Genomic DNA, 25,723 nt, shown 5'->3' with positions numbered 1-25,723 from the left:
AAGGCCGTTCCGATTGAGGAACGGCCTTTATTTTGTGGGAGGGCAGGAAGACAATAAGGCGATTTCCTGATGAAATTCAACCGGATAGTGAAGGGAAATACTGAGTTGCCAAGATGATGCTTTAAACGGTTTTCACTTTTTTGGGATGATAAATCGAGGTTCTCAGCATAATGGTCAAGAAACCAAGCACAAGGAAAATCATTCCGGCCCATATGACATGCCGTGTTCCCATTCCAGAAATAAATAAACCCCCGACCGACGTGCCGACCGTAACGCCTAAATTAGCGAAAGCGACAAACAAGCCGTTCGAGAAGTCCGGTGCTTCCGGAGCTGCAGAAGTAATCCAGTATTGCGAGATATTGAGTCCAAAGGTGAATAGGACGCCCCAAATCGCAATAAGAACCGCCATCGGAACCGTGAAATTCCCCAAAAAATAGACGAGCAGATAGATGGCTCCGAACACAAAAGGAAATACAATTGCTGTTTTCATGGCATTGTTAGTCAGCAATTTACCGGCAAGAATATTGCCCGCAATGCCAGTTGCGCCGAATAAAACCAGCATAAGGCTGACTTGACCTCCGGTCATGCGGGTGACGGCATCCATGTACTCGGCAAAAAAACTGTAAACAGCATACATGCCGGAATTAATGAAAATGACGGTTGCAATGGCAATCCAGGTAAGAGGCTTTTTCAAGACGCCGAGCTGTGCCCCGTAGGATAGTCTTTCTGTTACCGGCATAGACGGAACGAAAATAAGGATAGCCACAAACGCGGCCGCATTAACGATCGCAAAGAATAACATGGCTATTTCCAGCGATGACACTTCTGCGATTAAAGACGTGATCGGTATCCCGATTACCATTCCGGCAGTAACGCCCATAAATACTCTGGATATGGCCTTGGGAGCCTGATCCTTGCTGACGGAACTGGCGGCTGCCGTAAAGGCTACCGAGAAATATACGGGATGCAGGAATGCAGGAATAACCCGGGCGATCAAGGCAATGGTAAAGTTAGGGGCAAAAATAGAAATGACATTGGTGGCGACGAACAATCCGAGTACCAATAACATCGCCGACTTGCGATTCATTCCCGAGAAAAGCAATGGCAGGAACGGCCCGGCTATAGCTACAGCCAGTGCGAAAAGACTGACAAGCAGACCGGCCTGGGATACGCTTATGTCAAAGTTCTCGGCAATCAGAGGCAGAATGCCGATTATGCCCATCTCAGTATTGATGATGCCGAAAATACCGAAAGCGAGAATGTATACAATTAAAGCTTTAGATTTAATCACGTTTTTATTTCATCTCCTGGAGGTCTGGAATGGTAAACAAGTCAGGGAAATCCCGGTATGATCAATTTGATCGCGTGCAGAATGATTCCTTTGGTTATGGCGCCAGCTCTTGAAGTCGCTATCGCCGTACAAACAGCTTGATCACGTCGAGACATCCTCCTTTTTTGTCAGTTAGATAACCGTATAACTGTTAGATGCATGTATAACTATCTCATTGAAAAATAGATTCGTCAAGTGCATTATTAACGCAGCTCACCAAAAAATCGGTATGCCTGAATGCGGCGCAAAAAAAAGGAGCCGGCGGCTCCTTGAGGTATTACGAAGTATACGAATTAAATTTCCGAGAGTTGATCACGGTAGGCACGAAGCACTTCGTGCTGGAGGATGAGGCTCTTGAACTTGCCTTCGCGAATGCATTGTATCAGGCCCGCGGTCTCCAGTTCTTTAATATGGTGAGAGATGGTGGGGGCACTCACCTGGTGGGATTGCTGCAACGTACTGCAGTGAAGCGGCTCTTTGGAGGCGCCTATTTCTTTGAGCATTTGATAACGCCGCGGCTCGGCAAGAGCGCGGGAGATCCTCGAAAACTGCTGGTCAGATAAGGTATCCATAAATAATCTCCTTTCCTTCCGATCATAAACGGCGGCACCGTTGCAGGATTATTTGTATCATATCATACCTGGTCAACCTCAAGAATCCATCCGGGATTCGTTTGCACCAACGTCGAAGCCGGAGGTGTTCTTCCAAATAATAACTTTATTATCGAGTGAAACCTTTTTCCGGCCACTGCCGTCTGAGTGTTTGTTACCATAAAAAAATAACCCTTAAGGGGTAGGAGGAGCAATAACAATGAACACCAAGAAGAAAGTTGCACTCATTACGATGATTGGGTTGCTCGGGGTTACGACGGCTGCGAGCGCCTCAGGTTTTTTCTATAAAGTAAGCGGATTGCTGCGCAGTGATATTAAAGTCTCGGTTAATGGACAAGCTACTTCCATGAAACCGGTCATTATCAACGGCCAAGTTTATCTGCCTGCCAAAAGCGAGGCTTCAGCGCTCGGATATACGTTGAACTATGATTCGCGTCACCGTTCTATTACTATCAATAAAACGGATGTGGTCGCTCCAGTGAAATATTTGCGCAATACGGGCGTAATCGTTGACGTCAAGCAAACTGCTGACGGACAATACCGGATCGAGATGCTCGGCAAAGGCGACAACAGCTGGGCAATCCTTTATGCGGACAAGGATACGGTCATTAAGAATAGTGCCGGTAAAGCCATCAGCGCCAAAGACCTCAAGAATGGCCTGAAAATCGATGTGCAATACGGTCCGAATGTAGCGATGACCTTCCCGGTCGAATCCCACGCCGCACAAATTAATGTCGGCAGCCAATCCCTGATCCGTGAAGATGTTATTCAAGCGATCAAGCATACTGCTGATGGATGGGTCGTACAGTTCGGCGAAGCCAAAGGCGGCACGCTGATTCCAACATTGACCGTAAATTCCGGCAAGGAAACAAGTGTATTGTCTCCGGACGGGCAAGCGGTTAAATGGGAAGATGTGAAGGTCGGAAACAAAGTACGTGTCTACTATGGCCCGAACTACACCGACAGCAAAATGCCGGAAGGCCCGCTTTACTATATGGTTGTATTGGACAATCATGTGATGGACAACAATGTTTTGACCGCGGACGCGATCAAAGCGTACCGGGGAATGGCATGGCATCTGGTTAAAGACAAATCCCATCTGACCACGAAGCAAAATGAAGCCAAAGTAGAACTGGTGGATGCTCAAGGCTCGGGAGTTCTTGCCGCTACGGATGCACAGAAGAAAAGCCTGGAAGCTCTTCAAGCCGCGGGCGGCAAGCTGGTAACGGTAACGTACAACACGGATCAGGATGCCCTGCTGGGTCCCGTTACGCTCGCCTTCAACTTTAATACGAAGGAATTTATCGGATATTTTCCAAGACGTTAATTTTAGAAGGCCGGCACTATAGTTATTATGGATCAGAGGAAGACCACACATGCGGCAAATGCCTGCTGTGTGGTCTTTTTTTGTCATATAACAAAGTTTCTTATTTGCAGAATTCGATAACATGCCGTATTGTAAAAAATATGCGATTCGGAGGTGAAGGGATGAAACCGATACAGACGACAAAACGTGCGCTCAGACGATTTTTGCTTGAGAAGCAGCTTTTGCTTTATCCCCGTGAAGAACGCGCAAGCTCTACGGAGGAGTTGCGCAAGCGTGTTATGGATGTGATCAGACAGCTGGAATGCGTTCAAATCGATCCGGTGTCTGCCGTCAGTCCCAATCAGCACTTGACGCTGGCAGCAAGAATTGCCGGTTATGAGCAGGGAATACTAAACGAGCTGCTGCGGGAAAACGAGGTTTTTGAATATTTTGCAAACGCGGCCTGTATTATTCCGATGGAACATTACCCTATTTTTGAGCCGGTCCGGCAGCGTCTGCGGGAGCGGACAAGTGCTTCAATCGACATGATTCAGCCGGTCATTGAACAAGTGCTGCATAAGCTGGAGATCGAAGGCCCGCTTCCGGCAAAGTCGTTCGAATCTGATGAGCGGGTATACGGGTATTGGGATAATGTGAACGCCAAGACCAAGGCTACGTCCCATGCGCTGAATTTATTAATGGACGCCGCGCAGATCAGAATCGTCGGCAGAGAAGGAAACCAGCGCCTTTTCGATGTGACCAGCCGCAGTATCCCTGCCCCGCTGCAGCAGCTGGCCGACCAAATCGACCCCGCCGAAGCGCATGACAGGATGCTGCGCAAATATTTTCAAGCCTACAGAGTATTTGAACCAAGCGACCCGCGTCTTGGCTGGCAGCGGTTAAGCGCAAAAGAACGGCGGGAAGCCATCGACCGGTACATTGAATTCGGAGAAGTTGTACCTGTCGAGGTCGAAGGGCTTAAACGGCACTATTACCTGTTGGCTTCGGATGTAGAAAGCTTCTCCGTGCATCAGAAAGAAGATGGCGTGCGGACAAGCGGGGAAGATGATGATGTGCCGATTCACTTTCTTCCGCCCCTGGACAACTTATTGTGGAGCCGCAAGAGGCTGGAGGATTTATTCGATTTTGAATACCGGTGGGAAATCTATACGCCAGCCATCAAGCGTAAGTACGGTTATTACGCGATGCCAATATTAGCCGGCGACCGCTTGATCGGACGCATGGACCCGCGCCTGGATAAAAAGCAAAGACATTTATCGGTTCAATTATTGCAAATCGATCCGGAAATTGACTTTACGAAACGTCTTAGCCAACACGTGCACAGGAAGCTCGAAGCGTTTGCTCATGCACACGGGGCATCAACCGTATCGGTAGAGCGGTTTTCTCGGGAAAAATAATAAACAAAAGCTATTTACTTGCACAGTCCGATGTGCTATCTTATTTCTATGCTTTTAGAAATATAGGCTTAGACAAAGGAGGAGATATTTATGCTTGAAGATACGGAGGAAGTACGACAGGCTGTACGGGTATACAAGGCTCTTGGCGAACCGACCCGTCTCAAAATCGCCATGCTGCTTACAGAAGAGAGAAATTTATGCTGCTCCGATATTGGAAGCAAGCTGGAGACGGTCGCCGGCTCGACGCTCTCGCATCATCTGAAGCAGTTGACCGATTGTGGCTTGTTGAATCTCCGTAAGGATGGAACCTATATTTATTACAGTGTAAACTACGAGATGGCCCATAAATATGCGCCGTATCTGCTGGCATAATTTTTTTATTCCTAATTTCTATATTTTTAGAAATATAAAAATCAACAAAGTGGAGAGAGGTACTTAAAAACATGTCGAATACATGGAAAATATACATGCTGGCGATTGTTAGCTTTCTGGTTGGCACATCCGAGTTTATCATCGCGGGCATTCTGGATAAAGTGGCGTCGGATATCGGCGTTTCATTGTCCGCAGCCGGACAGCTCATCACCGTTTTTTCCCTTGCTTATGCTTTTGGCACGCCGCTCCTGATGGGCGTTACGGCCCGAATGGATCGGCGCAAGTTGCTCCTGTACTCGCTGCTTGTATTCGTGATCGGAAACGGAGTAGCCATCGCCTTCTCCGGGTTTGGCTTTTTGATGGGCTCACGGATCATATTGGCTCTTGGCACTGGGGTATTCGTCGTAACGGCGCTGACTGTGGCCGCCAAGATAGCTCCCGCGGGCAAGCAGGCTAGCGCGATTGCCACTCTCGTTATGGGCTTCAGCACCGCACTCATTATCGGCGTTCCGCTGGGTAGGGTAGTCGCCTCCGCTTATGACTGGAGGTTGATCTTCGGAGGCATCGGCATTCTCGGGATCCTTGCCATGCTCATGATTTATATCACCATTCCGCAGACGGAGAGCGAGCAGCCTGTACCTATCCGGCAGCAGCTGGCGCTCTTGAAGCAGCCGAAAATTGCTATCGCTCTAACCGTGACCTTCTTCTGGATTGGCGGATACTCCATCGTTTACACTTATATTTCACCATTTTTGCTTGAAATAACAGGCATGAGTGAGAAGTGGGTCAGCATCGGCCTGTTCGCTTTTGGTATCTTCAGCTTGATCGGATCCAAGCTCGGAGGCTTCAGTACAGATAGATGGGGAGCTCCCCGCACGCTGATCGGCGGAATGCTGTTTCATGCGGCGGCTCTGGTGCTGCTGACGCTCGCAGCCCATTCTCCCGTTATCGTGTTCATGCTGCTTATGCTCTGGTCATTCTCGGCATGGTCTTCAGGGCCAACCCAGCAGTATCACTTAATTTCGCTTGCTCCGGAGGCTTCCGGGATTATGCTTAGTCTGAACAGCTCCGTGCTGCAGCTGGCCATGGCCGCGGGTGCAGGAATTGGGGGAGTCATCGTCGAGCAGAGCTCGCTTGCCTCCATCAGCTGGATAGGAGCAGCGGGAGTCGCCGTCTCTGCGGGTATTGCCACCATATCGCTCAGACTTTCCCGCAGCCGGTCAGCTTCCCTCCAGAAGACTGTGGAGGAGAAAAGCCTGCAGGAGCTGGGTGCCTGATTTTCATCCACCGGACAAGAAACCTTGAACAAGGTCCAGCCGTTCAAACGGCTGGGCCTTGTTCCTTGAAATCAGCGGTGTCGCCCTTGACACACAGGCGGCGGGGTCGTTATTTATGATATGAATCATTTCTCGAATCGAAAAATAACGATTAGCGCACTTTTAGAGCATGCATGCCATTCTTCCCGCGAAGATGGCTGCATGCTCTTTTATTGCTGATGAAGACTGGAGGTATTTGACTATGGTTCCACGCACGATACTAAATGGAAAAGAGTTCTGATAAGATAACAGTATGACCTTAAATGGAAAAGAAGCAGAAGAAGGAGAGCCCTGGATGAAATTTGGCTTTGACGTTGACGACACACTCATCAATTTAAGGGAACATGCCTTTCATCTCTACAATAAGAAGCTGAACAGGCAGGTAGCGCTGAACAAGTTTCAGGCTTTGAATATGATTCCCATCCATGAGCTGTTCGGCATGACGGCTGAAGAGGGAAAACAAATGTGGAACAGCAGCAGGGAAGAAATTTATTATTCCTCTTGTCCGCCTTTCCCGGACGCGGTAGAGGCTCTGCATGAGCTCGTACGCCATGGCCACGAGGTCTATTATATTACCGCACGGACGGCCGAGCATTGCGAAAGAACGAAGAAATGGCTCATTCAGGCGGGTTTCCCGGTACAGGATGGCCGCTTTTATTGCGGCATGAGCGATACCGAGAAGGTGCATATTATCCGCAGGCTGGGATTGGATTATTATTTTGACGATAAGCCTGCCGTGTTGGAGACGCTCACAGATTTGGCAATGAATGTTTACGTCAAAGACAATTCCTACAACAGGCATGTAGATATTCCACGGATTACGAATTGGGATGAATTGATGAGCCTGCTGCCCGAATAAGGTCCATGGTTCACGAAAGACGATAAAGTGAGGCTGCTTATGGAGTCAAAATATAAAGGCATTGCGTTTGATATGGATAATACCCTGCTGCGGTCACATATTGACTTTCCATTAATGAAGGCGGAGACCTTCCGGTTCCTCGCTAGCCAAGGAATTCTTCCGGAAGATTTTCCGCTGGCACTCCATACGACCGCAACCCTGATCCAGGCAGCTGTCCGGACATCGGCAATGAGCGCAGCGCTTATGGAGGAGATGTGGAGCACGGTCAGCAGACACGAATGGATTGGGATGGAGGGCGCCGAGCTTGAGCCGGGAGTCGCGAAGCTGCTGGAGGAGCTGCATGGCCGGTTCCATTTGACCGTCGTCACCAACAATGCCTGCCAGGCTGCGCATAAGGCGCTCTCGGATCATCAAATTTTGCATTTTTTTGATCATATTGTAGGCAGGGAAATGGTAAACAGCCTGAAGCCGTCGCCGGACGGTTTTCTCTATCTTCTGAACGCTTATCCGGATACGGAGCCGCAGGAATGGCTGTCTGTTGGAGATGCATGGATAGACGGGAAGGCTTCGGAGCAGGCGGGGATGACCTTTATTGCCTATCAGACTGAGCTGGAACATATGAATAAAGCAGGCGTCTTCCCGGAAGGATGGATCGGGCACATCCGTGACATTCTTCAATTTATATGATGGAAAGGAAGCGGGAGCTTCCCTGGACTGAAAGTATAAGAAAACCGTTTCTTCTTAACGAAGACGGAATACGAAGATGGAAGAACAGGAGGGGTGAATACCATGCCATCCATCAAGCTTAGTGTGCTGGACCTTGTCCCTTTATTCGAAAATAAGGACGCCGCTTATGCGCTCGGCCAGGCGGCCGAGCTTGCCCAAACAGCCGAACGGCTTGGCTTCACCCGCTACTGGACAGCCGAGCATCATGATATGCCGGGTCTGGCCAGCACCTCGCCGGAGGTGCTCCTCTCCCATATCGGAGCGAGAACCGAGCGCATCCGCATCGGCTCGGGAGCGCTGCTGCTGCCGCATTATAAGCCGCTCAAGGTGGCGGAATCCTTCCATATGCTGGCCAGCTTGTACCCCGGGCGTGTCGATCTCGGAATGGGCCGGGCACCTGGCGGCCAGGCGCATGCAAGCATGGCGTTAAGCGGGAATTTCATTGAGAATGTAGCGCAGATACCGGATAAGCTGAGAGCGATAACGGAGCTGCTGGAGCAGAATTATGAATATGACGGCTATCCGGTAACCGCCAGACCGATCCCTCCGGAGCCGCCGGAATTGTGGATGCTGGGGACGAACAGCAAGAGCGCGGCTTATGCGGCCGAGTTTGGAATGGGTTATGTGTTCGGCCAATTCATGAGCGACCGGGATGGAGCAGAGGTTCTGCAGTCCTACCGGAATGCGTTCAAGCCTTCCCCCAGATGCCCCATGCCCAGAACGATCGTGACGGTCGGTTTTGTTTGTGCGGATACGGAAGAAGAAGCCCGGGAGCTGGCAACTGCCGGTATGAGCTTGTTCCAGAGTAATATCAGCACGGAAGAGCTTGCTGCGCTTGCAGCCCGCAAATTATTGGCAGGCACGCCCGAAGCTCTGACAATGCGGCTGGAGGAGATGTCGCTCCAGTACGGGGTGGATGAATTTATGCTGGTCACGATGATTCCCGATTACTGCAAGCGGCTCCGGTCGTTCGAACTGCTTGCACGCAGTATGTGGAGCAGCGGCGGGTTGCAGAATCAAGACAAAGAGAGAGGTGGATTTAATGGCCGGTAATTCTGAGCCGGGTGGAGTTGTGCCGGAGGATTCAAGTTCATGGTACGAGGGAATTAACTTCTTCACAGGTGAACGCGGTTGAAAAAAATATTGTTTACCGGCGGGGGTTCATCGGGTCATGTTTCGGTAAATTTGGCGCTTATTCCGCGTTTTCTTGAATCAGGCTGGTCTGTCGAATACATGGGCTCGGAGACGGGAATCGAGAAACAGCTGGTTTCTCCGATTCAGCATGTCACGTATTATGCGATCAAGACCGGCAAGCTGAGGCGTTATTTTGATTTGCAGAACCTGAAGGATCCTTTCAAGGTGGTAAAAGGCGCTTATCAGGCATATCGGTTGATCCGCAAAAGCAAGCCCGATGTCCTGTTCTCCAAAGGCGGCTTCGTATCGGTGCCCGTGGTGTTCGCCGCCTGGCTGAACAAGGTCCCGGTTATTATTCATGAATCGGATATTACCCCGGGATTGGCGAACAGGCTGTGCATGCCTTTTGCCGACAGGATTTGTACGACCTTCCAAGAGACAGCCGGTCACCTGAAGAGCGGCAAGGCCCGGTATGTCGGCGCTGTTATCCGTGAGGAGATCAAACGGGGGAATGCCCGCAGGGGAAGGGAATTCTGCGGCTTCCGTACGAATAAGCCCGTTATGCTTGTGATGGGAGGCAGCCTGGGGTCCCGAGCCATCAATCAAGCCGTGCGCGAATCGTTGACAGAGCTGGCCCAAACCTTTAATATCGTGCATCTCTGCGGCAAAGGGCAGCTTGATCCATCCCTGCAGATTCGCGAGTACAGACAATATGAATACATCAATCAGGAGCTGGCAGATGTTCTGGCTATGTCGGATGTCGTGGTTTCCCGGGCAGGCGCGAATTCGATCTTTGAGTTTCTGGCTATTCGCAAGCCGATGCTGCTTATCCCCCTTACACGGAATCAGAGCCGCGGAGACCAGCTGCTGAATGCGCAATCGTTTCACCAATCAGGCTTCAGTAAAGTGCTGTATGAAGAACAATTATCCGCAGAGACCTTAACAGCCGGGGTCAAGGAATTGTTTAATGAACGTCGTCTGTTCATCGACAGAATGAATGACTATCCCGAAAGGGATGCTTTAGCGGACGTATTTGGTTTCATTAAGGGAATTGCCAAGAGCTGATCGGTCCAGTAAACATCTAGGGAATTTTAGGAAAAGGTTTTTTTGAAACAGCAGTATCGGTGTCATCCAATTATCCAACTGCATCATGCCATATATCTTTCTGTTCTTTTATTAAGCCGCGAGAAACCAAGGCGCCAAAACCCTGGGTTTCCCCGGCTTTTTTCTGTTTCATGGCAGTGGAGTTCGATATCCATCGACAAGTCACAATCTTAGCCTTTCAGGTCACGAGATTGGTGGTTTGGGGGTTCGCCTGGATCTTACAATGATATACAAGAACTCCGGCAATGACCGGGGAGCGACAACATCAACGGGTATGCAAAGAGAAGGGAGTTCCAACATGTTCATGAAGAGAAAGATGATTGTAACACTGTGCCTGATGCTCGTCGCGTTAACGATGGCGGCTTGCGGCGGAACGAACAATAATGCCGAATCCGGCAGCAGTCCCCAGGAGCCTGCGAATACGGCAGAGGCTCCAGCCGAGCCCACGGATGCGAATGCCGCCACGAACGGAGCCGAGGCTGAAAGCACCGGTCCAGCCAAGCCGGCTGAGCTGACGATCTGGCCGGATGACAATGCCGACAAGGTTGCCGTTATCGAAGAGGCGGCCAGGAAATACACGGAGAAGACCGGCATCATTATCAATATCAAGCCGGTGGCGATGAACGACCAGCCGGATGTGCTGGCGCTTGACGGGCCGGCCGGCAAAGGTCCGGATCTGTTCTATCAGCCGGGAATCGGCAGTCTTGTGGTGAAAGGTCTCGTGCAGGAGGTCAAAACGGATGATGCCGCCAGGGAGCTGTATACGCCGGAAGCTCTGCAGGCGCTGAGCCAGGATGGCGTGCTGTATGGTCTTCCGCTGGTGACCGAAACCTACGCGTTATTCTATAACAAGAAGCTGATTCCGCAGGCTCCGGCGACGATAGCCGAGCTTGAAACCATCATGAAGGAGAAAACGGATGCCAAGAAGCAAGAGTACGGCTTCCTGTTCGCTGCAACTGACTTCTACTTTGCCTGGGGCTTTCTGGGCGGCAGCGGCGGCTATATTTTCAAGGACAATGCAGGCGTATTTGATATCAGCGATATCGGCTTGAACAAGGAAGGCGTCGTCAAGGGCGCCAACCTGATCCAGAGCTGGTTCACGAAAGGCTATCTGCCCAAAGGCATCAACGGCGATACGGTCGGCGGCCTATTCACCCAGGGTAAAGTGGCTGCCGTTGTCAACGGGCCGTGGGCCATTACGGATTACAAGAAGGCATTGGGCGACGACCTCGCGGTAGCACCGCTTCCGACGCTTGAAGACGGCGCTCACCCGACCTCCTTCATCGGCGTCAAGGGCTGGATGCTGTCCAAATTCTCCGAGAATCCGGAATGGGCAAGCGACTTCGCCGCATTCCTGACGAACGAAGAGAACGCGCTCGAATACTTCAAGAAGACGGGAGAGGTACCGCCCGTGAAGACTGTGCTGAACAATCCTGTATTGACGGGAGATCCCCTGGTTTCCGGATTCTCCAGCCAAATCCAATACGGCCAGCCGTTCCCGACCGTCCCTGAGCTCGATCATGTATGGGATCCCATGGCGAACGCCCTGAAATTCATCACGGACGGCAAGGATACACAAACTTCGCTCGATGATGCGGTCAAATTGATTAACGACAAGATGAAGATGGCCGGCGTGAAATAACGATACTGCGAACCGCAGGCGGGGAAAAGGGGCTCTTTCGCAGTCCCTTTTCCTCTATCTGCGAAAGCTATGAAAGGTGCAACCATCATGAACATCAAGCACGCAACCGGTCAGAATACGCTCACTTATAGCCACCATAGTCCGGCAATGGCCGCGCTGCTATCCCTGATTCCGGGTCTTGGGCAGCTGTACAACCGCCGCTGGATCAAGGGGATTCTGCTCCTCATATTGGGCTTGAGCCTGATCTATTCTCTCTCTGTACCGGTATTCAACGGCATCGCAGGCTTAATAAGTCTTGGCGATAGTCAGGAAACGGATGATTCCCGCAGTCTGCTTGTTCAGGGCATTTTATCCGTAATATTGCTTGTCATTGTTCTGGGGCTGTATGCGCTCAATTTATTGGATGCGCACAAGGACGCGAGGAAGCGGCAGGAGGGTATCCGCACCCCGTCCGTACGGCAGGCGTTCCTGGACAGCTGGGAGCATGGCTTCCCGTATTTCGTCGTCATCCCGAATTTTATTATGATGACGCTGATCATTATTTTCCCGCTGCTGTTTATGATCTCGCTCGCTTTCACCAACTATAACCTGTACAACTCTCCGCCTGCGCATCTGCTGGATTGGGTCGGATTCGCCAACTTCAAGGCCCTGTTCACGGAAGCGGTCTGGAGCAAAAGCCTGCTCTCCGTATTATCCTGGACGGTCGTCTGGACCCTGGTCGCGACAACGCTGCAAATCACGCTTGCCTTCTTCCTGGCCGTGCTGGTCAACGACAGCCGGGTGAAATTCAAGCGGGCAATCCGCACCGTTCTCATTCTGCCTTGGGCGGTGCCTTCCTTTATGACTGTCCTCGTGTTCACGGCGATGTTCAACGATACCTTCGGCACTATCAACCGGGATATTTTCTCCCGCTTCGGGTTGGCCATTCCATGGCTGTCGGACCCGTTATGGGCGAGAATTGCGATAATCGGAATTCAGGTATGGCTGGGCTTCCCTTATGTATTCACCCTTATTACCGGCGTGCTGCAAAGCATCTCCAAGGATTGGTACGAAGCGGCGGATGTGGACGGGGGCTCCCGCATCAAAAAATTCCGCTACATCACGATGCCGCATGTTCTATATGCGACTGCGCCGCTGCTCATCATGCAGTACTCGTTCAATTTCAACAATTTCAATCTTATTTACCTGTTCAACAAAGGCGGTCCGCCTGTCCCGGGCCAGAACTCGGGCGCCACGGATATTCTGATTTCGTGGGTGTACAGCCTGACCTTCAATGAGAACAACTACAAAATGGCAGCGGCCATTTCCATTATAATGGGCCTCGTCGTCGCGGCGTTCGCCTTCTACCAGTTCCGCAAAACCCGCTCTTTCAAAGAGGAGGATATGTACTGATATGAAACGCTCCTTGAAATCCGCTGTGGAAGTGTCGGGGATTTACCTGGTGGTCCTGATTATGTTCGCCGTTATTCTCTATCCCCTGGTGTGGGCGTTCAGCATGTCGCTGAATCCCGGCACGAGCCTGTTCGCCTTGAAGCTTATTCCCGACAACTGGTCGCTGGAGCATTACATTTGGCTGTTTACAGATCCGCAGAGCAACTACACCCTCTGGTACAAAAACACGCTGTTCGTAGCCTCCGCGAACGGCCTGGCTTCGGTCTGTCTCGTGTCCATTATCGCTTATGTATTCTCGCGATTCCGGTTCGTCGGCCGGAAGAACAGCATATATACATTTCTGCTTCTGCAGATGTTCCCTGTGCTGATGGGGATGGTGGCGATTTATCTGCTCCTCAATACAGTGAATCTGCTGGATACGTTTACCGGCCTGATTCTGATCTACGTATTCGGCGGGCTGCCGATGAACGTATTCCTTGTAAAAGGGTACCTGGACACGATACCCCGCGACCTGGACGAATCCGCCAAAATGGACGGAGCGGGCTATCTGACGATATTCTTCCGCATACTGGTCCCGCTCGCAAGGCCGATCATCGCGGTCGTCGCCCTGTTCACCTTCATGGCGCCGTTCTTCGACTTTCTCACGCCCCGGATTATTATCCGCAGTCCGGAGAAATTCACTTTGGCGCTGGGTTTGTATAACTTCATCAATGATAAGTTCGCCAACAACTTCACTATTTTCGCGGCGGGAACGATCCTGATTGCCATTCCGATTGCGACGGTATTCCTTCTGCTGCAGCGGTTCCTCATCTCGGGTCTGGCCGACGGGGCCACGAAAGGTTAATGTTGTTTCGTTTTAACCCTTCAGGGCATACATTGAATAGACGTATACCCATTAAGGAGGAAACACCATGATGACAGATGCAGTTCTGCAATCCCCCGACTTAAGCCTGGCGGCCGATTCCAACCGGGTGCTCAATTATAAACGCGATCCGCAAAATTATATAACCCAGCTGTTCGGCGCGCAGTTTCCCGCAATAAAAAACGGTTTTTTCAACGTCCATGTGAGCAAGGGGATTATAGTCCAGCCTCATTGGCACACCAATGTGACGGAGATGGTTATTGTCATTAGCGGAGAAGTGATTACATCGGTTTTTAACCCCTTTACACAAAAGCTGATGACCTATTGCCTGAAGCCGGGACAGGTGTCCTTGTTCCCCAAAGGCTGGTTCCACTGGATTATTTGCGAATCCGACCACGCTCATATTCTTACTATTTTTGATCAGCCAACTCCTGATATTGTTTTTGGATCGGATTTCCTGCGCAGTATACCCAAGGAAGTGATGCAGCGGGCTTATTGCATCAATGAGGAGGATTACGCCAAAGCGGTCGCGCCAATCAGGGAATCTGTCATTCTGGGGCCTCCCCCCGGATGCTTCCAGAATACGATGGGCGTCCAGCAAGCAATTTATGCCGGCCCCTACGCATAGAAATCATCCATACGGGGGAGTTAGCAATCCGAATAGGTCTTGAGAGAGAAACGAATCTCGCCGTCAGGCTGATTTTCGTTTCTTTTTCATTCAAGCCGGATAATCTCTGCAGAAAAAGCTTAAAGTGCATAGACAAACTTATTTCATCTAATTACATGCAGCTTCAGGCAGTATGGAGCGGAATCTTATCACTTGCATGAGTGTTGTAGAATAGAGGCAGCAGGGAAAAAAAAGAGCAGTAACAAACTTTGGGTAAAAAGGAGAATACCAAATGAAACTTTATTATGAAGCTCCGGACGTCAAGGAATATCATGCGTTAAGAACGGCTGCCGGCCTCAGCACAAAGGACGACTCCGCAGCGGCGAGGGCTCTAAGCCATTCGCTTTTTTCAATAGTCATAAGAAGCGATGAATCCGCGCTTATGGGGATGGGCCGGGTCGTCGGCGATGGAGGCTGTACCTTTCAAATTGTGGATATTATCGTCAATCCCGCATTCCGGGATGAGGCGCTGAACGAACTCATCATCCATGAGATCAAGGGGTACTTGAATCATAACGCTCCAAAAGATGCCGATATTATCGTAATGGCTGATGCGGCGAACCTTGCCTTTTATCAAAAGCATGATTTTAAGCTTGTGTATCCGGAATTATACGGCATGTCACTAATGTTGTAGAACAATAGCCGGCAGCGCTTGGCGAAAGTCACAATCTTAGCATAGGGAGTTACAATTATAGTAGCCGTATCATGAAGGGCCATTGTATGATGGGTGGATGGAGCGAAGTGATATAAGGGCGGGATCGTGATGTTCAACAGGACTAAAAGGAAAACGTTTACATATGCGATTGCGATGGTACTTATCGCTTCAATCCTAACCGTTTATTTCATGCTGGGCGGGCAGTGGCCCGGCTCGGGCAGCGGCAGACAACCGGCGATGCCGTCAGCCGCTCAATCAGCCGCCGCATCGGTCGCGAGCGGGACGGCAATCCATTCCGAAGGTCCTCCGGACAATCTGGTCATGGTATTTCCCGCCGGCAATGAGCCGAAGGATCTTGCACTCGTCGAGCAGACGATTAACCGGTATTTGTTGAAAAAAATCAATGCAGCATTGGATATCCGCACGATCGATATGGGTGCCTGGTGGGACAAAACGGGCCTTATGTTCGCTTCCGGCGAACAGATCGATATCCTCTTCACGGCGGGATGGATGCGCTTCGGAGACGAGGTGGCGAAGGGCCGGTATCTGCCGCTTGATGACCTGCTTGACCGGTATGGGGAAGGGATTCGCGAAATTCTCGATCCTTCCATTCTGGAGGCGAGCAGAATCAATGGCAGCCTCTACGGGATCGTGACGAACAAGGAGTTTGCCTCCAGCAAAGGGCTGGTCCTGCGGCAGGATATCGTGGAAAAGCTGGATCTTGACCTGACGCAGGTCAGGAAGCTGGCTGATCTGGGCCCTGTCTTCGAAGAGGTCAGGAGGAAGGAGCCGGGCATGGCTCCCCTGCAGGTGCGTGCGGACAGAAGCCCGCTCACCTTCATGATGCAGTACGGCATATTCGATATGCTGGGCGAAGGACCCGGCGTGCTTAACCGCAGCGGCAATACGACGGAGGTTGTGAATATGGCCGAGACGGCCGAATTCAGGGAATACGTGAAACTGATGTATGAATGGAACCGTGCCGGCTACCTGAACGCGGATGCAACCACGTCCAAGGACAACGAGTACGATGCCGTCAAGGCAGGCAATGCATTCTCTTACGCGGAGTCGATCAAGCCCGGCTTTGAGATCCAAGCTTCGCGGGATACGGGCTATCCGATGGTGAGCGTGGAGCTGACCAAGCCGTACACGACAACAGCCGATACGACCAGCGCCATGTTCGCTATTACCCGAAGCGCCAGGTATCCGGAGAAATCGATGATGCTGCTGAATTTGCTGTATACCGATCCCTATCTGTTGAATCTGCTCGACTGGGGAGTGGAGGGCGTCCATTATATCAAGAAAGATAACAACGTCATCGAATATCCCCCCGGCGTGGACGCCAAGACGGTCGGCTACAATTTGAACCAGCCATGGATGTTCGGCAATCAGTTGAACTCCTACTTATGGGATAACGAGAATCCGGGCTTATGGGAAGAATACCGCCGCTTCAACGAGCAGGCCGACAAATCCAAAGCGCTCGGGTTCGTCTTCAATCCCGGGAAGGTCAAGGCGGAGATTGCGGCTTCCATCCTGGTCGAGAAGGAATTTATGCCCGCCTTGAATACGGGTGCAATTGATCCCGATCAGATTATGCCCATGTATCTGGAGAAGCTGAAGGCTGCCGGCTCGGCAAAGGTCGTGGCGGAAAAACAGCGCCAGCTTGACCAGTGGCTGGCTGGCGGCAGGTAGATGACCGGGCAAGGGAAGGGGAAAATGATGAGGCAAGCTACAATACGTTCCAGACTGATCCTCGGCTTTGGGCTTGTCACAGTCCCTCTTGTCATCGTGCTGCTGTGGAATAACCTGTACGCAACGAAGGTGGTCCATTCGCAGGTGGCGCAATCCAATCGGAACATGCTCACCATGTACATGAACGATATGGACCAGGTGCTCGGGGAAATCGAGAATTATTTATACAAGACGGCCGAACAGGACCAAAGCCTGATCTCGCTAAGCCAATACGACAGGGACAGCTGGGAGTATTATTTGTCCACGACGCAGGCGGCGAATGATCTGAACGTGAATATCAATTATTACGAAGCGGCTGAAGTTCTGTTTGCCTACAGCTCCAAATACGGGGAGCTGTTCACCGCCCAGCAGCAGTCCGTCACCTACGAACGCAAGCAAAGCATTCAGCAGAAGCTGAAGCAAATGCTTCCCGGGAAGGAGCTTGGCAGCCGCAGAGGCTGGCAGCTGGTGGAGCAGAACGGCGGCTACGCCCTGCTTAGAGTGGTGGATACGAATTATGACTCCTATATCGGAGCCTGGGTCGATCTGAACAGTCTCATGGAGCCGATGCGGCTGCTCAGTCAAGGAGGCAAAGGCGAAGCGCTGCTTGTTTCCGGCGGGGGGATGCCGCTGTCGAGGATCGGCGCCAATATTCAGGGCGAGCTTGCGTCTTTGGATTTAAGCGGCTATCTGGACGACGGAAGCGCAGCCTATAATATCGTGAAGTTGGATAAACCCTATCTGCTTGTGGCCAAAAGCTCAAGGATGGCGGACATGGATCTGCTGCTTATGCTTCCGGAGCGGACGCTGCTGGAGGGCCTGCCGTTCTTTCGCAATCTGACTTATCTGATCCCGATGCTGGCCGCAATTATACTGGGCTTGTATTTGCTGTTTCTGCAAAACTCGATTGTGAAGCCCATCCACCAGTTCATCAAAGGAATGCGCAAAATCCGTTCCGGGGATCTGAGCGTCCGCATGGAGGACAACAAGCTGCTGGAGTTTATTGCGCTCAAGGAAACCTTCAACGGCATGGCCCAGCAGATCGAATATTTGAAAATCGATATCTACGAGGAGCAGATCCGCACCCAGAAGGCCGAGCTTAAGCATCTGCAAGCGCAGATCCATCCCCATTTCTTCATGAATTCCCTGAATATTGTGTACCAGCTTGCGCAAATCCGCGACTATGAGGTCATACAGAGCATGGCCCTGCATCTGGTCCGTTATTTCAGATACACGACCCGCACACAGCTATCCACGATTACGGTCAAGGAAGAAGTCGAGCATATTTTTCACTATCTCTCGATTCAGAAATACCGTTTTCCCGAATCGCTGGCGTTTGATTTTGAAGTGGATCCTTCCGTGGAATCAGCCGGAATTCCTCCGCTGATCATCCAGCCCCTCGTGGAGAACGCCATGGTGCACGGCTTCTCGATCCGTACCGGAAGCCCGTTCCGCATTCGGGTAAAAATATCGTCAATGGGGAATGGGGAAGAGAAGGGGCTGCTCATCGAGGTGGAGGATAACGGAAAAGGACTGTCTGAGGGGCAGGCTGACCGGCTGCAGGATAAGGTTCATGAGCAGGAGCCGGGCGATGGAAGCCTGGGGCTGTGGAATGTCGTCCGGCGATGCAGGCTCTATTACAATGGTCCGGTCAGGATGCAGTTCGCCGGTGCGGATCCGCAGGGCGCGCTTATTACATTGCAGCTGCCGGGCAGCAAAGCGAATTAGGGGCGGGGTGAAGCAAATATGATACGGGTATTGATTGTGGATGATGAACTCTACGCCGTTAAGGGCCTCCGCTCGGGAGTACGGTGGGAGCTGGTCGGAGTTGACGAGGTATATGAGGCTTATCATGCTCCGATGGCCCGGCAGGTGCTTCAGGAGCATGATATCGATATCGTCATCTGCGATATCGAGATGCCGGAGACAAGCGGACTCGAGCTGATGGAGTGGGTGAAGGGGGCCGGACTTGCGCCGGAAACCATCGTGCTGACCTGCCACTCCGAATTCGAGTATGCGCAGAAGGCGATCCATCTGGGAAGCTTCGACTATTTGCTGAAGCCGGTCATCTATTCCGAGCTGGAGCAGGTGCTGCTGACGGCAATCGGCAAGGTGGCGGAGAAGCGGAGGGTAAGCAAGACGGACGATCAGTACAACAAGATCGTTGAGCTGTGGAACAGCCGCAGGCCCATGCTGGTGGAGAGGTTCTGGCAGGATCTTCTCGAGCGGCGGATACCTTCGCATACAACATCGATCGAGAGCTCGCTTGCCCCATACGGGATGAGCCTGAGCTCGGTAGCCACGATCAGGCTCATTCTGATAAGTGTTGAGAGCTGGGACAAACCGCTGAACGAGCGGGATGAGCTGATTATGGAATTCGCCCTGCGCAAAGCGGCGGAAGAACTGCTGCTCGCCGGCGTGCCGGGTAATGTCATTCAGGATAACCGGGGCAATATCCTGGTAGTGCTGCATCTCGGAGAGCGGGAGGCAGCGAGGGAAGAAATCGAGGCCCGGTGCCGTGAATACCTGAATGCCAGCAGCCGTTATTTCTACTGCAGGCTGTCCTGCTACATTGGAGAACTGACAGCTGTGACAGCGGTGTTGAGTAGTTATTTGGCCCTCCTTAACAGGGAATACCGCAATGTCAGCTTGACCAATGAAATTATATGGAGCGGGGACGCGGAGGAAAGCGCTGTGCCGAAGCCTGCTCCTATGATGACAGATTCCATGCTGGATTGGGCGGATCTGCTAGAGCAGGGCTTATTAATGGAGTTTACCGCCAAGCTCGAGGAATGGGCCGGCCGGCTCGACTCAAGACCGGCAACGGTCGAGACGCTGACTGGTGCCTATCACGCTCTTCTGCAGGTGATCTACTATGCCATGCACCGCAAAGGTCTTCAGGCGAAGCAGCTTTATGAGAATTTGAACAGCCCGGAGGTAGAGCCGGCTACCCGTTCTGTGATTCAGTTCAAAGCATGGGTACGCTCTATTGGCGAGGCTGCGGGCAGTCTGTTCTCGAAGCCGCTGGCAGTAAGTCCCGTGGTCCAGAAGGTGAAAGCCCATATCTCCGGGCATCTTGATGAGGACCTGACCCGTGAACAATTGGCGGCGGTCGCCTTCGTCAATCCCGCATATCTGTCGCGATTGTTCCGCAAGGAGACGGGGATCGTGCTGACGGATTATATCCTTCAGGAGAAAATGCGCAAAGCGGCTGTTCTGCTCGCGACGACTGACCGGAGCATCAGCGAGATTGCGGACGGTCTTCATTACAATAACTTTTCCTATTTCGCCCGATTATTCCGCAAGGTGCACGGCGTAACTCCACATGATTACCGCAAGCCCTTCAGAAGATCATAAATCCCGAAGCCGCCGCTAATGGCGGCTTTTGTTTTACATGATTGAGCAAAAAAACCAAACAATAGATGGAGTTGTTTGTTATTTTACTGAAAAATGTGAATCGTTTTCTATTTTATTGATTAGGCATTCGGATAAATATATAGACAATATATTAAAACGTCTATATAATTTACGATATATTGATAGATTGTTTGGTTTTTGTATGACGGCCGTCGATGTCTGTTAAATCGAAGAAAAGGGAATGAACAAAATGCTTCAAAACAGCTATGTGCGAACCATCATCCTGTCCAGGGTGCTCTTGCAGCTAGGAATCTGGATCAGAAATTTTGCTATCCTGCTGTATGTAACGGATTTGACAAATAATAACCCGCACTATGTATCTCTCATTTCCGTTGTTGAATTTGCGCCGATCTTTATATTTGCCATCATCGGAGGAACATTCGCCGACCGATGGAAGCCCAAACGAACGATGGCAGGAAGCGATCTGATATCTGCTCTGTCTGTATTCATCGTGCTGCTTGTACTGGAGAGCGGCACATGGTATACGCTGCTGGCGGGCACGTTTGTTTCCGCAAGCTTATCCCAATTCTCGCAGCCTTCCGCGATGAAGCTGTATATGAGTCATGTGCCTGCTGAACAGCTGCAGGGCGTTATGGCGATGTCCCAATCCCTGGTGGCTGTGTTTACGGTTCTGGGACCGGTTATCGGCACTTTTATTTTTTTGCAGTTCGGCATTCAGGTTTCTCTCATCCTGACGGCTATTATGTTCCTGGGATCGGCTTTTATATTGTCGCGCCTGCCGCGGGATACGGATGAACCGCAGTCAAACGGATCCGGGAGTTTGATGCAGGAAATGCTGACAGGCCTCCGATATTTATGGACCAATCGCCCGCTAAGAACGCTGAGCGCAACATTCGCAGCTGCGGGACTTGCAGCAGGCATGATCCAGCCGTTGATGCTGTTTATATCGATTGAGAAACTGGGACAAGGCAAGGAGTTCCTGCAGTATCTGCTTATGGCGAACGGTGCGGCGATGCTGGCAGGCGGGATTGTCATCATGGGCATCGCAAAAAAGGTCAAACCGCAGATTTTGCTTTCGGCCGGTCTGCTTGTGACTGCCTTTTGTACAATTGGAGTTGGTATATCGACATTCATTGCATTGACATTGGTGCTGCAGATCATGAATGGCTTATTTTATCCGTGTATTCAAGTCGGCATCCAGACGCTTATTATGACAAATACAGACGGTGCGCTGATTGGCCGTGTAGGGGGAGCGATTACACCGATATTTATGGGGATGATGGTCGTGGGCATGGCTGCTTCGGGCTATTTGAAGAATGCATTTTCTCTCCTTGCGGTGTTTGCCGCAAGCGGCTGCCTGCTTGTAATCGGTGCCCTTCTGTTAGCTCCCCTCATTCAAAAAAAACGTACCGCTCAAAATCATTCACAAACGCTGTAGCTAATATGGAACAGGCATTCCCTATATATGGTACCTAGCGCATCTTCCTACTATAATCTGTAGCGCAACCGATGTAAGTAAACAGGCGGACGAGTGGAAGATCTCCGCTAATGATCCGCTGATTAAAGATTATTTCGTTGAGTCCGCTGAGATTGAAAGCCAATAACTGAAGGTGAACAAATAATCAACACACATTTACTATAAATATCTCTGTGTCTGACCGCATGCTTAATATCCGCATGCGGTCTTTGTTATGGCAGCGGGACGAACTTCACCAGGCTGATTCTCATTTATTCAGCTTGCCCGCTGCACGGAATTCCCGCGGGGATTGTCCGGTTTGTTTGTGAAACAACCGTGAGAAGTAATGTACGGAGCTGAAATGATATTTGTCGGCGATTTCCGTAATGGTTAACGAGGTACGGAGCAAATCCTCCATGGCCCGGCCGATCCGGAACCCGTTCATATACTGGACGGGGGAATATCCGGTCGCCTGCTTGAAGAGCTCGAAGAAATGCCCCCGGCTCATATTCAGGCTGCTGTAGTACTGCTCCAGCGGCTTCGGCGGAATGCTCAGCAGATCTCTTTCCATTCGATCCAGCATATGGCTGATTCTGGGGTCCGGGATATGGGTGTCCTTCAGCATATGCTGCAGGAAATGATCAATGAAGCTTTGGAAATTCCGCTGCGTCGTCAAACTCCTAATGAAGGTCCGATCGCTGGTGTAATCGCCGGACTTGTAGAAGCTCTGGAACAGATCGATCCACGGGCGGAGGGAGTCCACGGCAGCAGCAACGGGGATTGGAAAAGGGAAGTCCGGGCCAATGAAAGCAGCCTGCAGCTCTTCCGGGTTGTAGCAGATGGGTGTGGACCAATCGGAAAGAGCTCTTCTCTCCACATAACTCCAGTCAAAATAACAGCAGACATGCACCATCGGATCGATGGAATCCGCTACCCACTCATGCGGCTGCCCGGCAGGCACATACATCAGCGAGCCCGGACCGGCCTGATAGGCTTCTCCTTCTGTCAGCAGAACGCCATAGCCCTCGCTGACCAAATAAATGGAGCTGGAATAACAGATCCGGGGAGCGCTGGACTGGCCCTTGGAGAATGGATAGCGGGATGCATAATAGACATACGGATGGAATGCGGAAAAATTCATGCGGCTGCCCCCAGATGGTTGAAAATCAGAATTGATCTGACGATTGTGCAAATAAATGACCGGCTGCTAAATACATTGTTCTGCAGTTCAGATAGATTAAATACTGTACTCCAAGACTATCGCAGATAGAATGCAGATTGCAAGCTTGCCCGTAATCGGGGACTGGGGAACAAATCCATGAGAGCGCTTTAAGACAAATTTATATCCAGTTAAGAAAGGCAGATGCTTAGATGAACCCATTAGAACAAGCCAGGAAGCATCCCATTACGTTCATCGGTCCCGCACCGGATTTCTTCGAAGGAGCGCTGCTCGGGAACGGCGGACTTGGCGTAGTGGTTACCACCCGGCCCGATGCCGTCATGATCCACTTCGGGCATAATAATGTATGGGATATCCGTATAGCGGAGGATCATGCCGATGAGATCGGCACCTTCCAGGACGTATACAACAGGCTTAAGGACATTCCGGACCATTTGTCCTCGCTGACAGAAGATTCCTGGTACCGGGAATACTGTGAAATGACAGGAGAAAATTACCGGAAATCCTATCCGAGACCCATGCCCTGCGGCTCGCTGCTGCTCCAGTTCGACCGGCGCGAAACCGAAGTGCTCGGACATACCCTTGATATTTCCAATGGGCGGTGCAGGATTGATTTTCTGGTCGGCGGAAATCCCGCGCAGCTGGAGTTATTCGTTGAGCAGGAGCATGACCGACTCTGGCTGCGGGCGGCAGAAACGGCAACGGGAAGAGAGATTCCGTTGTTCCATGCGATGACGCTCATTCCGGATCCCGAAACGCCGCAGGAATTCCCCAGAGCGGCTTCCTTCGTGGACGGCGATGCCCGCACTGCGGCATTTACGCAGCATCTGCCTTATGTGGAGAAGCCTGGTGCTGATTACGCAGGACATGTTAAAGACAAAGCCTTCCGGCTGGCAGTCAGGACATCCGGCGGTTTCACTGCTTCCTCCAAGGATCAGCCGCTATCGCTGAAGCTGGACATGCAAAACGGCTTCTCCGCATGTGTCGAGCTGTGGGAAGGGTTGAATTCCGAAATCGCTGCTGTTTCAGACAAGCTGCCCCCCGGTCAGGATGCCTGGAACGACGCCGAATCAGGCACGGAGGAAAGCTGGAGAGATTATTGGAGCCGTTCCGCGGTTGCGCTGGAGGATGAACTGCTGGAGCGCACCTGGTATTGGAATCTGTATTTCTTCAACTGTTCGGTAAAAGAGGGCGTGACCTGTCCGGGGTTGTTCGCCAACTGGAGCTTCAGCTCGATCGGCTCCGCCTGGCATGGCGATTATCATATGAACTATAATACGCAGCAGCCGTTCTGGCTGGCTTTCTCCAGCAACCACCTGGACAAGCATCTGCCTTATGTCGATATGGTTGATCATGTGCTGCCGGTCAGCCGCAAATGGGCGCAGGAATATTACGGCTTGCGCGGCGCTTATTATCCGCACTCCGCCTATCCGGTTGACATGACGATGATGCCTTATCCCGTGCCCCACTGGGGATGGGAGATCTGTGAAACGCCATGGACGGTGCAAAGCCTCTGGTGGCATTACCTGTATTCCATGGACGAGACCTTCCTTCGCGAGCGGGCTTTTGTCCCGATTAAGGAAGCGGCCTTGTTCATGGTTGATTATATGAAACGGCCCGAAGCCCGGGGCGGGCGCTGGGGGGATGACAACTATCACATTTTCCCTACCGTAGTACCGGAGCTGTATGAGCTGTCGCCCGGATTTGCCAAGAACAGTGACTGTCTTGTGGACCTGACTTTGACGAAGTTTCTTTTTCATGCTTTTGTCCGGGCCTGCGGCGTTCTTGGCGAAGAGGAAGCCGAGACTGCCTTGCTGCACGATGTGAAGGACATTCTGGCGAACTTCCCGGACTATCCGACAGCCGAATCCTCCAGGGGGACCGTATTCGTCTCCGTAACAGGCGAGGATGCCGAGGTGGTCTATAATGTGCCGAATCCGATCACGACGGTATTTCCCGGGGAAGAGCATGGGCTGCATTCCGATCCTGAAGCGTATCAAATTGCCGTCAACTCCTTCCTGAATCACCGCAACGAAGGCGGCAATGAACTTGTATTCTATAATTTTGCCGGAGCCAGGCTTGGCATCCTCGATCTGGAACGGTTCAAGCGGCAAATTCATTACTGCCTGCTGCCGAACGGCACCTGCACCGACCGGGTGCTGATGACCGGGGGGCGCTACGCCGCTGCAACCAACTTTGATTTTATGTCGGGAATGGGAATCTGGTTTGAGAATTTTGCCCTTCCGGCGGTCATTAATGAATGCCTGCTGCAAAGCTATAACGGCGAGCTGCGTTTGTTCCCGAACTGGCCCAAGGACAAGAGAGCGGAGTTTCATACGCTCCGGGCCGTTGGCGGTTTCCTGGTGAGCGCGTCTGTTGAGGCAGGTGAAGTGCAGGCTGTGGAGATCATCAGCGAAGCCGGCTCCACATTGACCTTTCACATTCCTTGGCCGGAAGGGGCATTTTGCACCGGTTCCTTCGGCGAGAAGCACATGAGCGGTGAAATCGGCGAGCTTCCGACAACGGCAGGCGAGACCATCCGCATTGTGAAACACAGCCAATCTGATTCAAGGGGAGCATGAAG

Annotated in this window: 21 protein-coding genes; 18 read left to right on the top strand and 3 right to left on the bottom strand. The window is 51.6% G+C overall.

Features of this window, described 5'->3' with window-relative positions; genetic code table 11:
• Positions 1-121 precede the first annotated feature (121 nt).
• Together AC0YOA_RS03285 and AC0YOA_RS03280 are read right to left on the bottom strand one after the other, a co-directional pair.
• The gene (locus tag AC0YOA_RS03285) at positions 122-1,291 is read right to left on the bottom strand and encodes an MFS transporter (RefSeq protein WP_475785386.1); all 1,170 of its coding nucleotides are present in this window, start codon (positions 1,289-1,291) and stop codon (positions 122-124) included.
• Positions 1,292-1,623: 332 nt separating this feature from the next.
• Complete coding sequence (locus tag AC0YOA_RS03280) at positions 1,624-1,902, bottom strand: ArsR/SmtB family transcription factor (RefSeq protein WP_475785385.1); 279 nt, start codon at positions 1,900-1,902, stop codon at positions 1,624-1,626.
• A 238-nt stretch (positions 1,903-2,140) separates the two neighbouring features.
• On the opposite strand from AC0YOA_RS03280, the gene AC0YOA_RS03275 reads away from it, so the two are divergent.
• From AC0YOA_RS03275 to AC0YOA_RS03195, 17 genes are all read left to right on the top strand, one after another.
• Positions 2,141-3,268: a stalk domain-containing protein gene (locus AC0YOA_RS03275; RefSeq protein WP_475785384.1), complete on the top strand. Its 1,128-nt coding sequence runs from the start codon at positions 2,141-2,143 to the stop codon at positions 3,266-3,268.
• A gap of 161 nt (positions 3,269-3,429) precedes the next feature.
• On the top strand, positions 3,430-4,665 hold the full coding sequence (locus tag AC0YOA_RS03270) for a winged helix-turn-helix domain-containing protein (RefSeq protein WP_475785383.1): 1,236 nt from the start codon (positions 3,430-3,432) through the stop codon (positions 4,663-4,665).
• 90 nt (positions 4,666-4,755) lie between these two features.
• Entirely contained in the window at positions 4,756-5,037 is a 282-nt protein-coding gene (locus tag AC0YOA_RS03265; protein ID WP_475785382.1) for an ArsR/SmtB family transcription factor, read from the top strand.
• Positions 5,038-5,108: 71 nt separating this feature from the next.
• Positions 5,109-6,314, top strand: coding sequence for an MFS transporter (locus AC0YOA_RS03260; protein ID WP_475785381.1), 1,206 nt, complete (start codon positions 5,109-5,111; stop codon positions 6,312-6,314).
• Positions 6,315-6,648: 334 nt separating this feature from the next.
• Positions 6,649-7,212 carry a 5' nucleotidase, NT5C type gene (locus AC0YOA_RS03255; protein ID WP_475785380.1) on the top strand — a complete coding sequence of 188 codons (564 nt, stop codon included), beginning with the start codon at positions 6,649-6,651 and terminating at the stop codon, positions 7,210-7,212.
• Between the two features lie 39 nt (positions 7,213-7,251).
• On the top strand, positions 7,252-7,899 hold the full coding sequence (locus AC0YOA_RS03250; RefSeq protein ID WP_475785379.1) for an HAD family hydrolase: 648 nt from the start codon (positions 7,252-7,254) through the stop codon (positions 7,897-7,899).
• A 102-nt stretch (positions 7,900-8,001) separates the two neighbouring features.
• Positions 8,002-8,991, top strand: coding sequence for an LLM class flavin-dependent oxidoreductase (locus AC0YOA_RS03245; RefSeq protein WP_475785378.1), 990 nt, complete (start codon positions 8,002-8,004; stop codon positions 8,989-8,991).
• Positions 8,992-9,069: 78 nt separating this feature from the next.
• Positions 9,070-10,137 carry an undecaprenyldiphospho-muramoylpentapeptide beta-N-acetylglucosaminyltransferase gene (locus AC0YOA_RS03240; protein ID WP_475785377.1) on the top strand — a complete coding sequence of 356 codons (1,068 nt, stop codon included), beginning with the start codon at positions 9,070-9,072 and terminating at the stop codon, positions 10,135-10,137.
• A gap of 343 nt (positions 10,138-10,480) precedes the next feature.
• Positions 10,481-11,818, top strand: a complete 1,338-nt coding sequence (locus AC0YOA_RS03235) for an extracellular solute-binding protein (RefSeq protein WP_475785376.1) — start codon at positions 10,481-10,483, stop codon at positions 11,816-11,818.
• An 87-nt stretch (positions 11,819-11,905) separates the two neighbouring features.
• Positions 11,906-13,210 (top strand): sugar ABC transporter permease, encoded by a 1,305-nt coding sequence (locus AC0YOA_RS03230; protein WP_475785375.1) that lies wholly within the window; start codon positions 11,906-11,908, stop codon positions 13,208-13,210.
• Position 13,211: 1 nt separating this feature from the next.
• Positions 13,212-14,054, top strand: coding sequence for a sugar ABC transporter permease (locus AC0YOA_RS03225; RefSeq protein WP_475785374.1), 843 nt, complete (start codon positions 13,212-13,214; stop codon positions 14,052-14,054).
• 67 nt (positions 14,055-14,121) lie between these two features.
• Complete coding sequence (locus AC0YOA_RS03220; protein WP_475765976.1) at positions 14,122-14,700, top strand: cupin domain-containing protein; 579 nt, start codon at positions 14,122-14,124, stop codon at positions 14,698-14,700.
• Between the two features lie 271 nt (positions 14,701-14,971).
• Complete coding sequence (locus AC0YOA_RS03215) at positions 14,972-15,373, top strand: GNAT family N-acetyltransferase (RefSeq protein ID WP_475785373.1); 402 nt, start codon at positions 14,972-14,974, stop codon at positions 15,371-15,373.
• 129 nt (positions 15,374-15,502) lie between these two features.
• Positions 15,503-17,086 (top strand): ABC transporter substrate-binding protein, encoded by a 1,584-nt coding sequence (locus AC0YOA_RS03210; RefSeq protein WP_475765980.1) that lies wholly within the window; start codon positions 15,503-15,505, stop codon positions 17,084-17,086.
• Between the two features lie 24 nt (positions 17,087-17,110).
• Entirely contained in the window at positions 17,111-18,853 is a 1,743-nt protein-coding gene (locus tag AC0YOA_RS03205) for a sensor histidine kinase (protein ID WP_475785372.1), read from the top strand.
• Positions 18,854-18,871: 18 nt separating this feature from the next.
• A complete protein-coding gene (locus tag AC0YOA_RS03200; protein WP_475785371.1) occupies positions 18,872-20,482 on the top strand; it encodes a response regulator transcription factor in 1,611 nt (536 codons plus the stop codon).
• Between the two features lie 250 nt (positions 20,483-20,732).
• Positions 20,733-21,941: an MFS transporter gene (locus tag AC0YOA_RS03195; RefSeq protein ID WP_475785793.1), complete on the top strand. Its 1,209-nt coding sequence runs from the start codon at positions 20,733-20,735 to the stop codon at positions 21,939-21,941.
• Between the two features lie 286 nt (positions 21,942-22,227).
• Here AC0YOA_RS03195 and AC0YOA_RS03190 read toward each other — a convergent pair whose 3' ends face one another.
• Positions 22,228-23,100 carry a helix-turn-helix domain-containing protein gene (locus AC0YOA_RS03190; RefSeq protein ID WP_475785370.1) on the bottom strand — a complete coding sequence of 291 codons (873 nt, stop codon included), beginning with the start codon at positions 23,098-23,100 and terminating at the stop codon, positions 22,228-22,230.
• 230 nt (positions 23,101-23,330) lie between these two features.
• Here AC0YOA_RS03190 and AC0YOA_RS03185 point away from each other — a divergent pair, with 230 nt between their 5' ends.
• Positions 23,331-25,721 carry a glycosyl hydrolase family 95 catalytic domain-containing protein gene (locus tag AC0YOA_RS03185; RefSeq protein WP_475785369.1) on the top strand — a complete coding sequence of 797 codons (2,391 nt, stop codon included), beginning with the start codon at positions 23,331-23,333 and terminating at the stop codon, positions 25,719-25,721.
• The last annotated feature ends 2 nt before the right edge of the window (positions 25,722-25,723 follow it).

This window comes from Paenibacillus sp. JT22N12 (assembly GCF_056269365.1).
The sequence above is the reverse complement of the archived record's forward strand: the minus strand, read 5'-3'. Positions and strand labels throughout refer to the sequence as shown.

Excerpts from the sequence above, each read along its gene's own strand:
- AC0YOA_RS03260 (WP_475785381.1), top strand. The coding sequence starts at position 5,109 with ATGTCGAATACATGGAAAATATACATGCTGGCGATTGTTAGCTTTCTG.
- AC0YOA_RS03190 (WP_475785370.1), bottom strand. The coding sequence starts at position 23,100 with ATGAATTTTTCCGCATTCCATCCGTATGTCTATTATGCATCCCGCTAT.
- AC0YOA_RS03235 (WP_475785376.1), top strand. The coding sequence starts at position 10,481 with ATGAAGAGAAAGATGATTGTAACACTGTGCCTGATGCTCGTCGCGTTA.
- AC0YOA_RS03205 (WP_475785372.1), top strand. The coding sequence starts at position 17,111 with ATGATGAGGCAAGCTACAATACGTTCCAGACTGATCCTCGGCTTTGGG.
- AC0YOA_RS03250 (WP_475785379.1), top strand. The coding sequence starts at position 7,252 with ATGGAGTCAAAATATAAAGGCATTGCGTTTGATATGGATAATACCCTG.
- AC0YOA_RS03185 (WP_475785369.1), top strand. The coding sequence starts at position 23,331 with ATGAACCCATTAGAACAAGCCAGGAAGCATCCCATTACGTTCATCGGT.
- AC0YOA_RS03265 (WP_475785382.1), top strand. The coding sequence starts at position 4,756 with ATGCTTGAAGATACGGAGGAAGTACGACAGGCTGTACGGGTATACAAG.
- AC0YOA_RS03225 (WP_475785374.1), top strand. The coding sequence starts at position 13,212 with ATGAAACGCTCCTTGAAATCCGCTGTGGAAGTGTCGGGGATTTACCTG.
- AC0YOA_RS03275 (WP_475785384.1), top strand. The coding sequence starts at position 2,141 with ATGAACACCAAGAAGAAAGTTGCACTCATTACGATGATTGGGTTGCTC.
- AC0YOA_RS03200 (WP_475785371.1), top strand. The coding sequence starts at position 18,872 with ATGATACGGGTATTGATTGTGGATGATGAACTCTACGCCGTTAAGGGC.
- AC0YOA_RS03255 (WP_475785380.1), top strand. The coding sequence starts at position 6,649 with ATGAAATTTGGCTTTGACGTTGACGACACACTCATCAATTTAAGGGAA.
- AC0YOA_RS03195 (WP_475785793.1), top strand. The coding sequence starts at position 20,733 with ATGCTTCAAAACAGCTATGTGCGAACCATCATCCTGTCCAGGGTGCTC.
- AC0YOA_RS03220 (WP_475765976.1), top strand. The coding sequence starts at position 14,122 with ATGATGACAGATGCAGTTCTGCAATCCCCCGACTTAAGCCTGGCGGCC.
- AC0YOA_RS03215 (WP_475785373.1), top strand. The coding sequence starts at position 14,972 with ATGAAACTTTATTATGAAGCTCCGGACGTCAAGGAATATCATGCGTTA.
- AC0YOA_RS03210 (WP_475765980.1), top strand. The coding sequence starts at position 15,503 with ATGTTCAACAGGACTAAAAGGAAAACGTTTACATATGCGATTGCGATG.
- AC0YOA_RS03245 (WP_475785378.1), top strand. The coding sequence starts at position 8,002 with ATGCCATCCATCAAGCTTAGTGTGCTGGACCTTGTCCCTTTATTCGAA.
- AC0YOA_RS03280 (WP_475785385.1), bottom strand. The coding sequence starts at position 1,902 with ATGGATACCTTATCTGACCAGCAGTTTTCGAGGATCTCCCGCGCTCTT.
- AC0YOA_RS03270 (WP_475785383.1), top strand. The coding sequence starts at position 3,430 with ATGAAACCGATACAGACGACAAAACGTGCGCTCAGACGATTTTTGCTT.
- AC0YOA_RS03230 (WP_475785375.1), top strand. The coding sequence starts at position 11,906 with ATGAACATCAAGCACGCAACCGGTCAGAATACGCTCACTTATAGCCAC.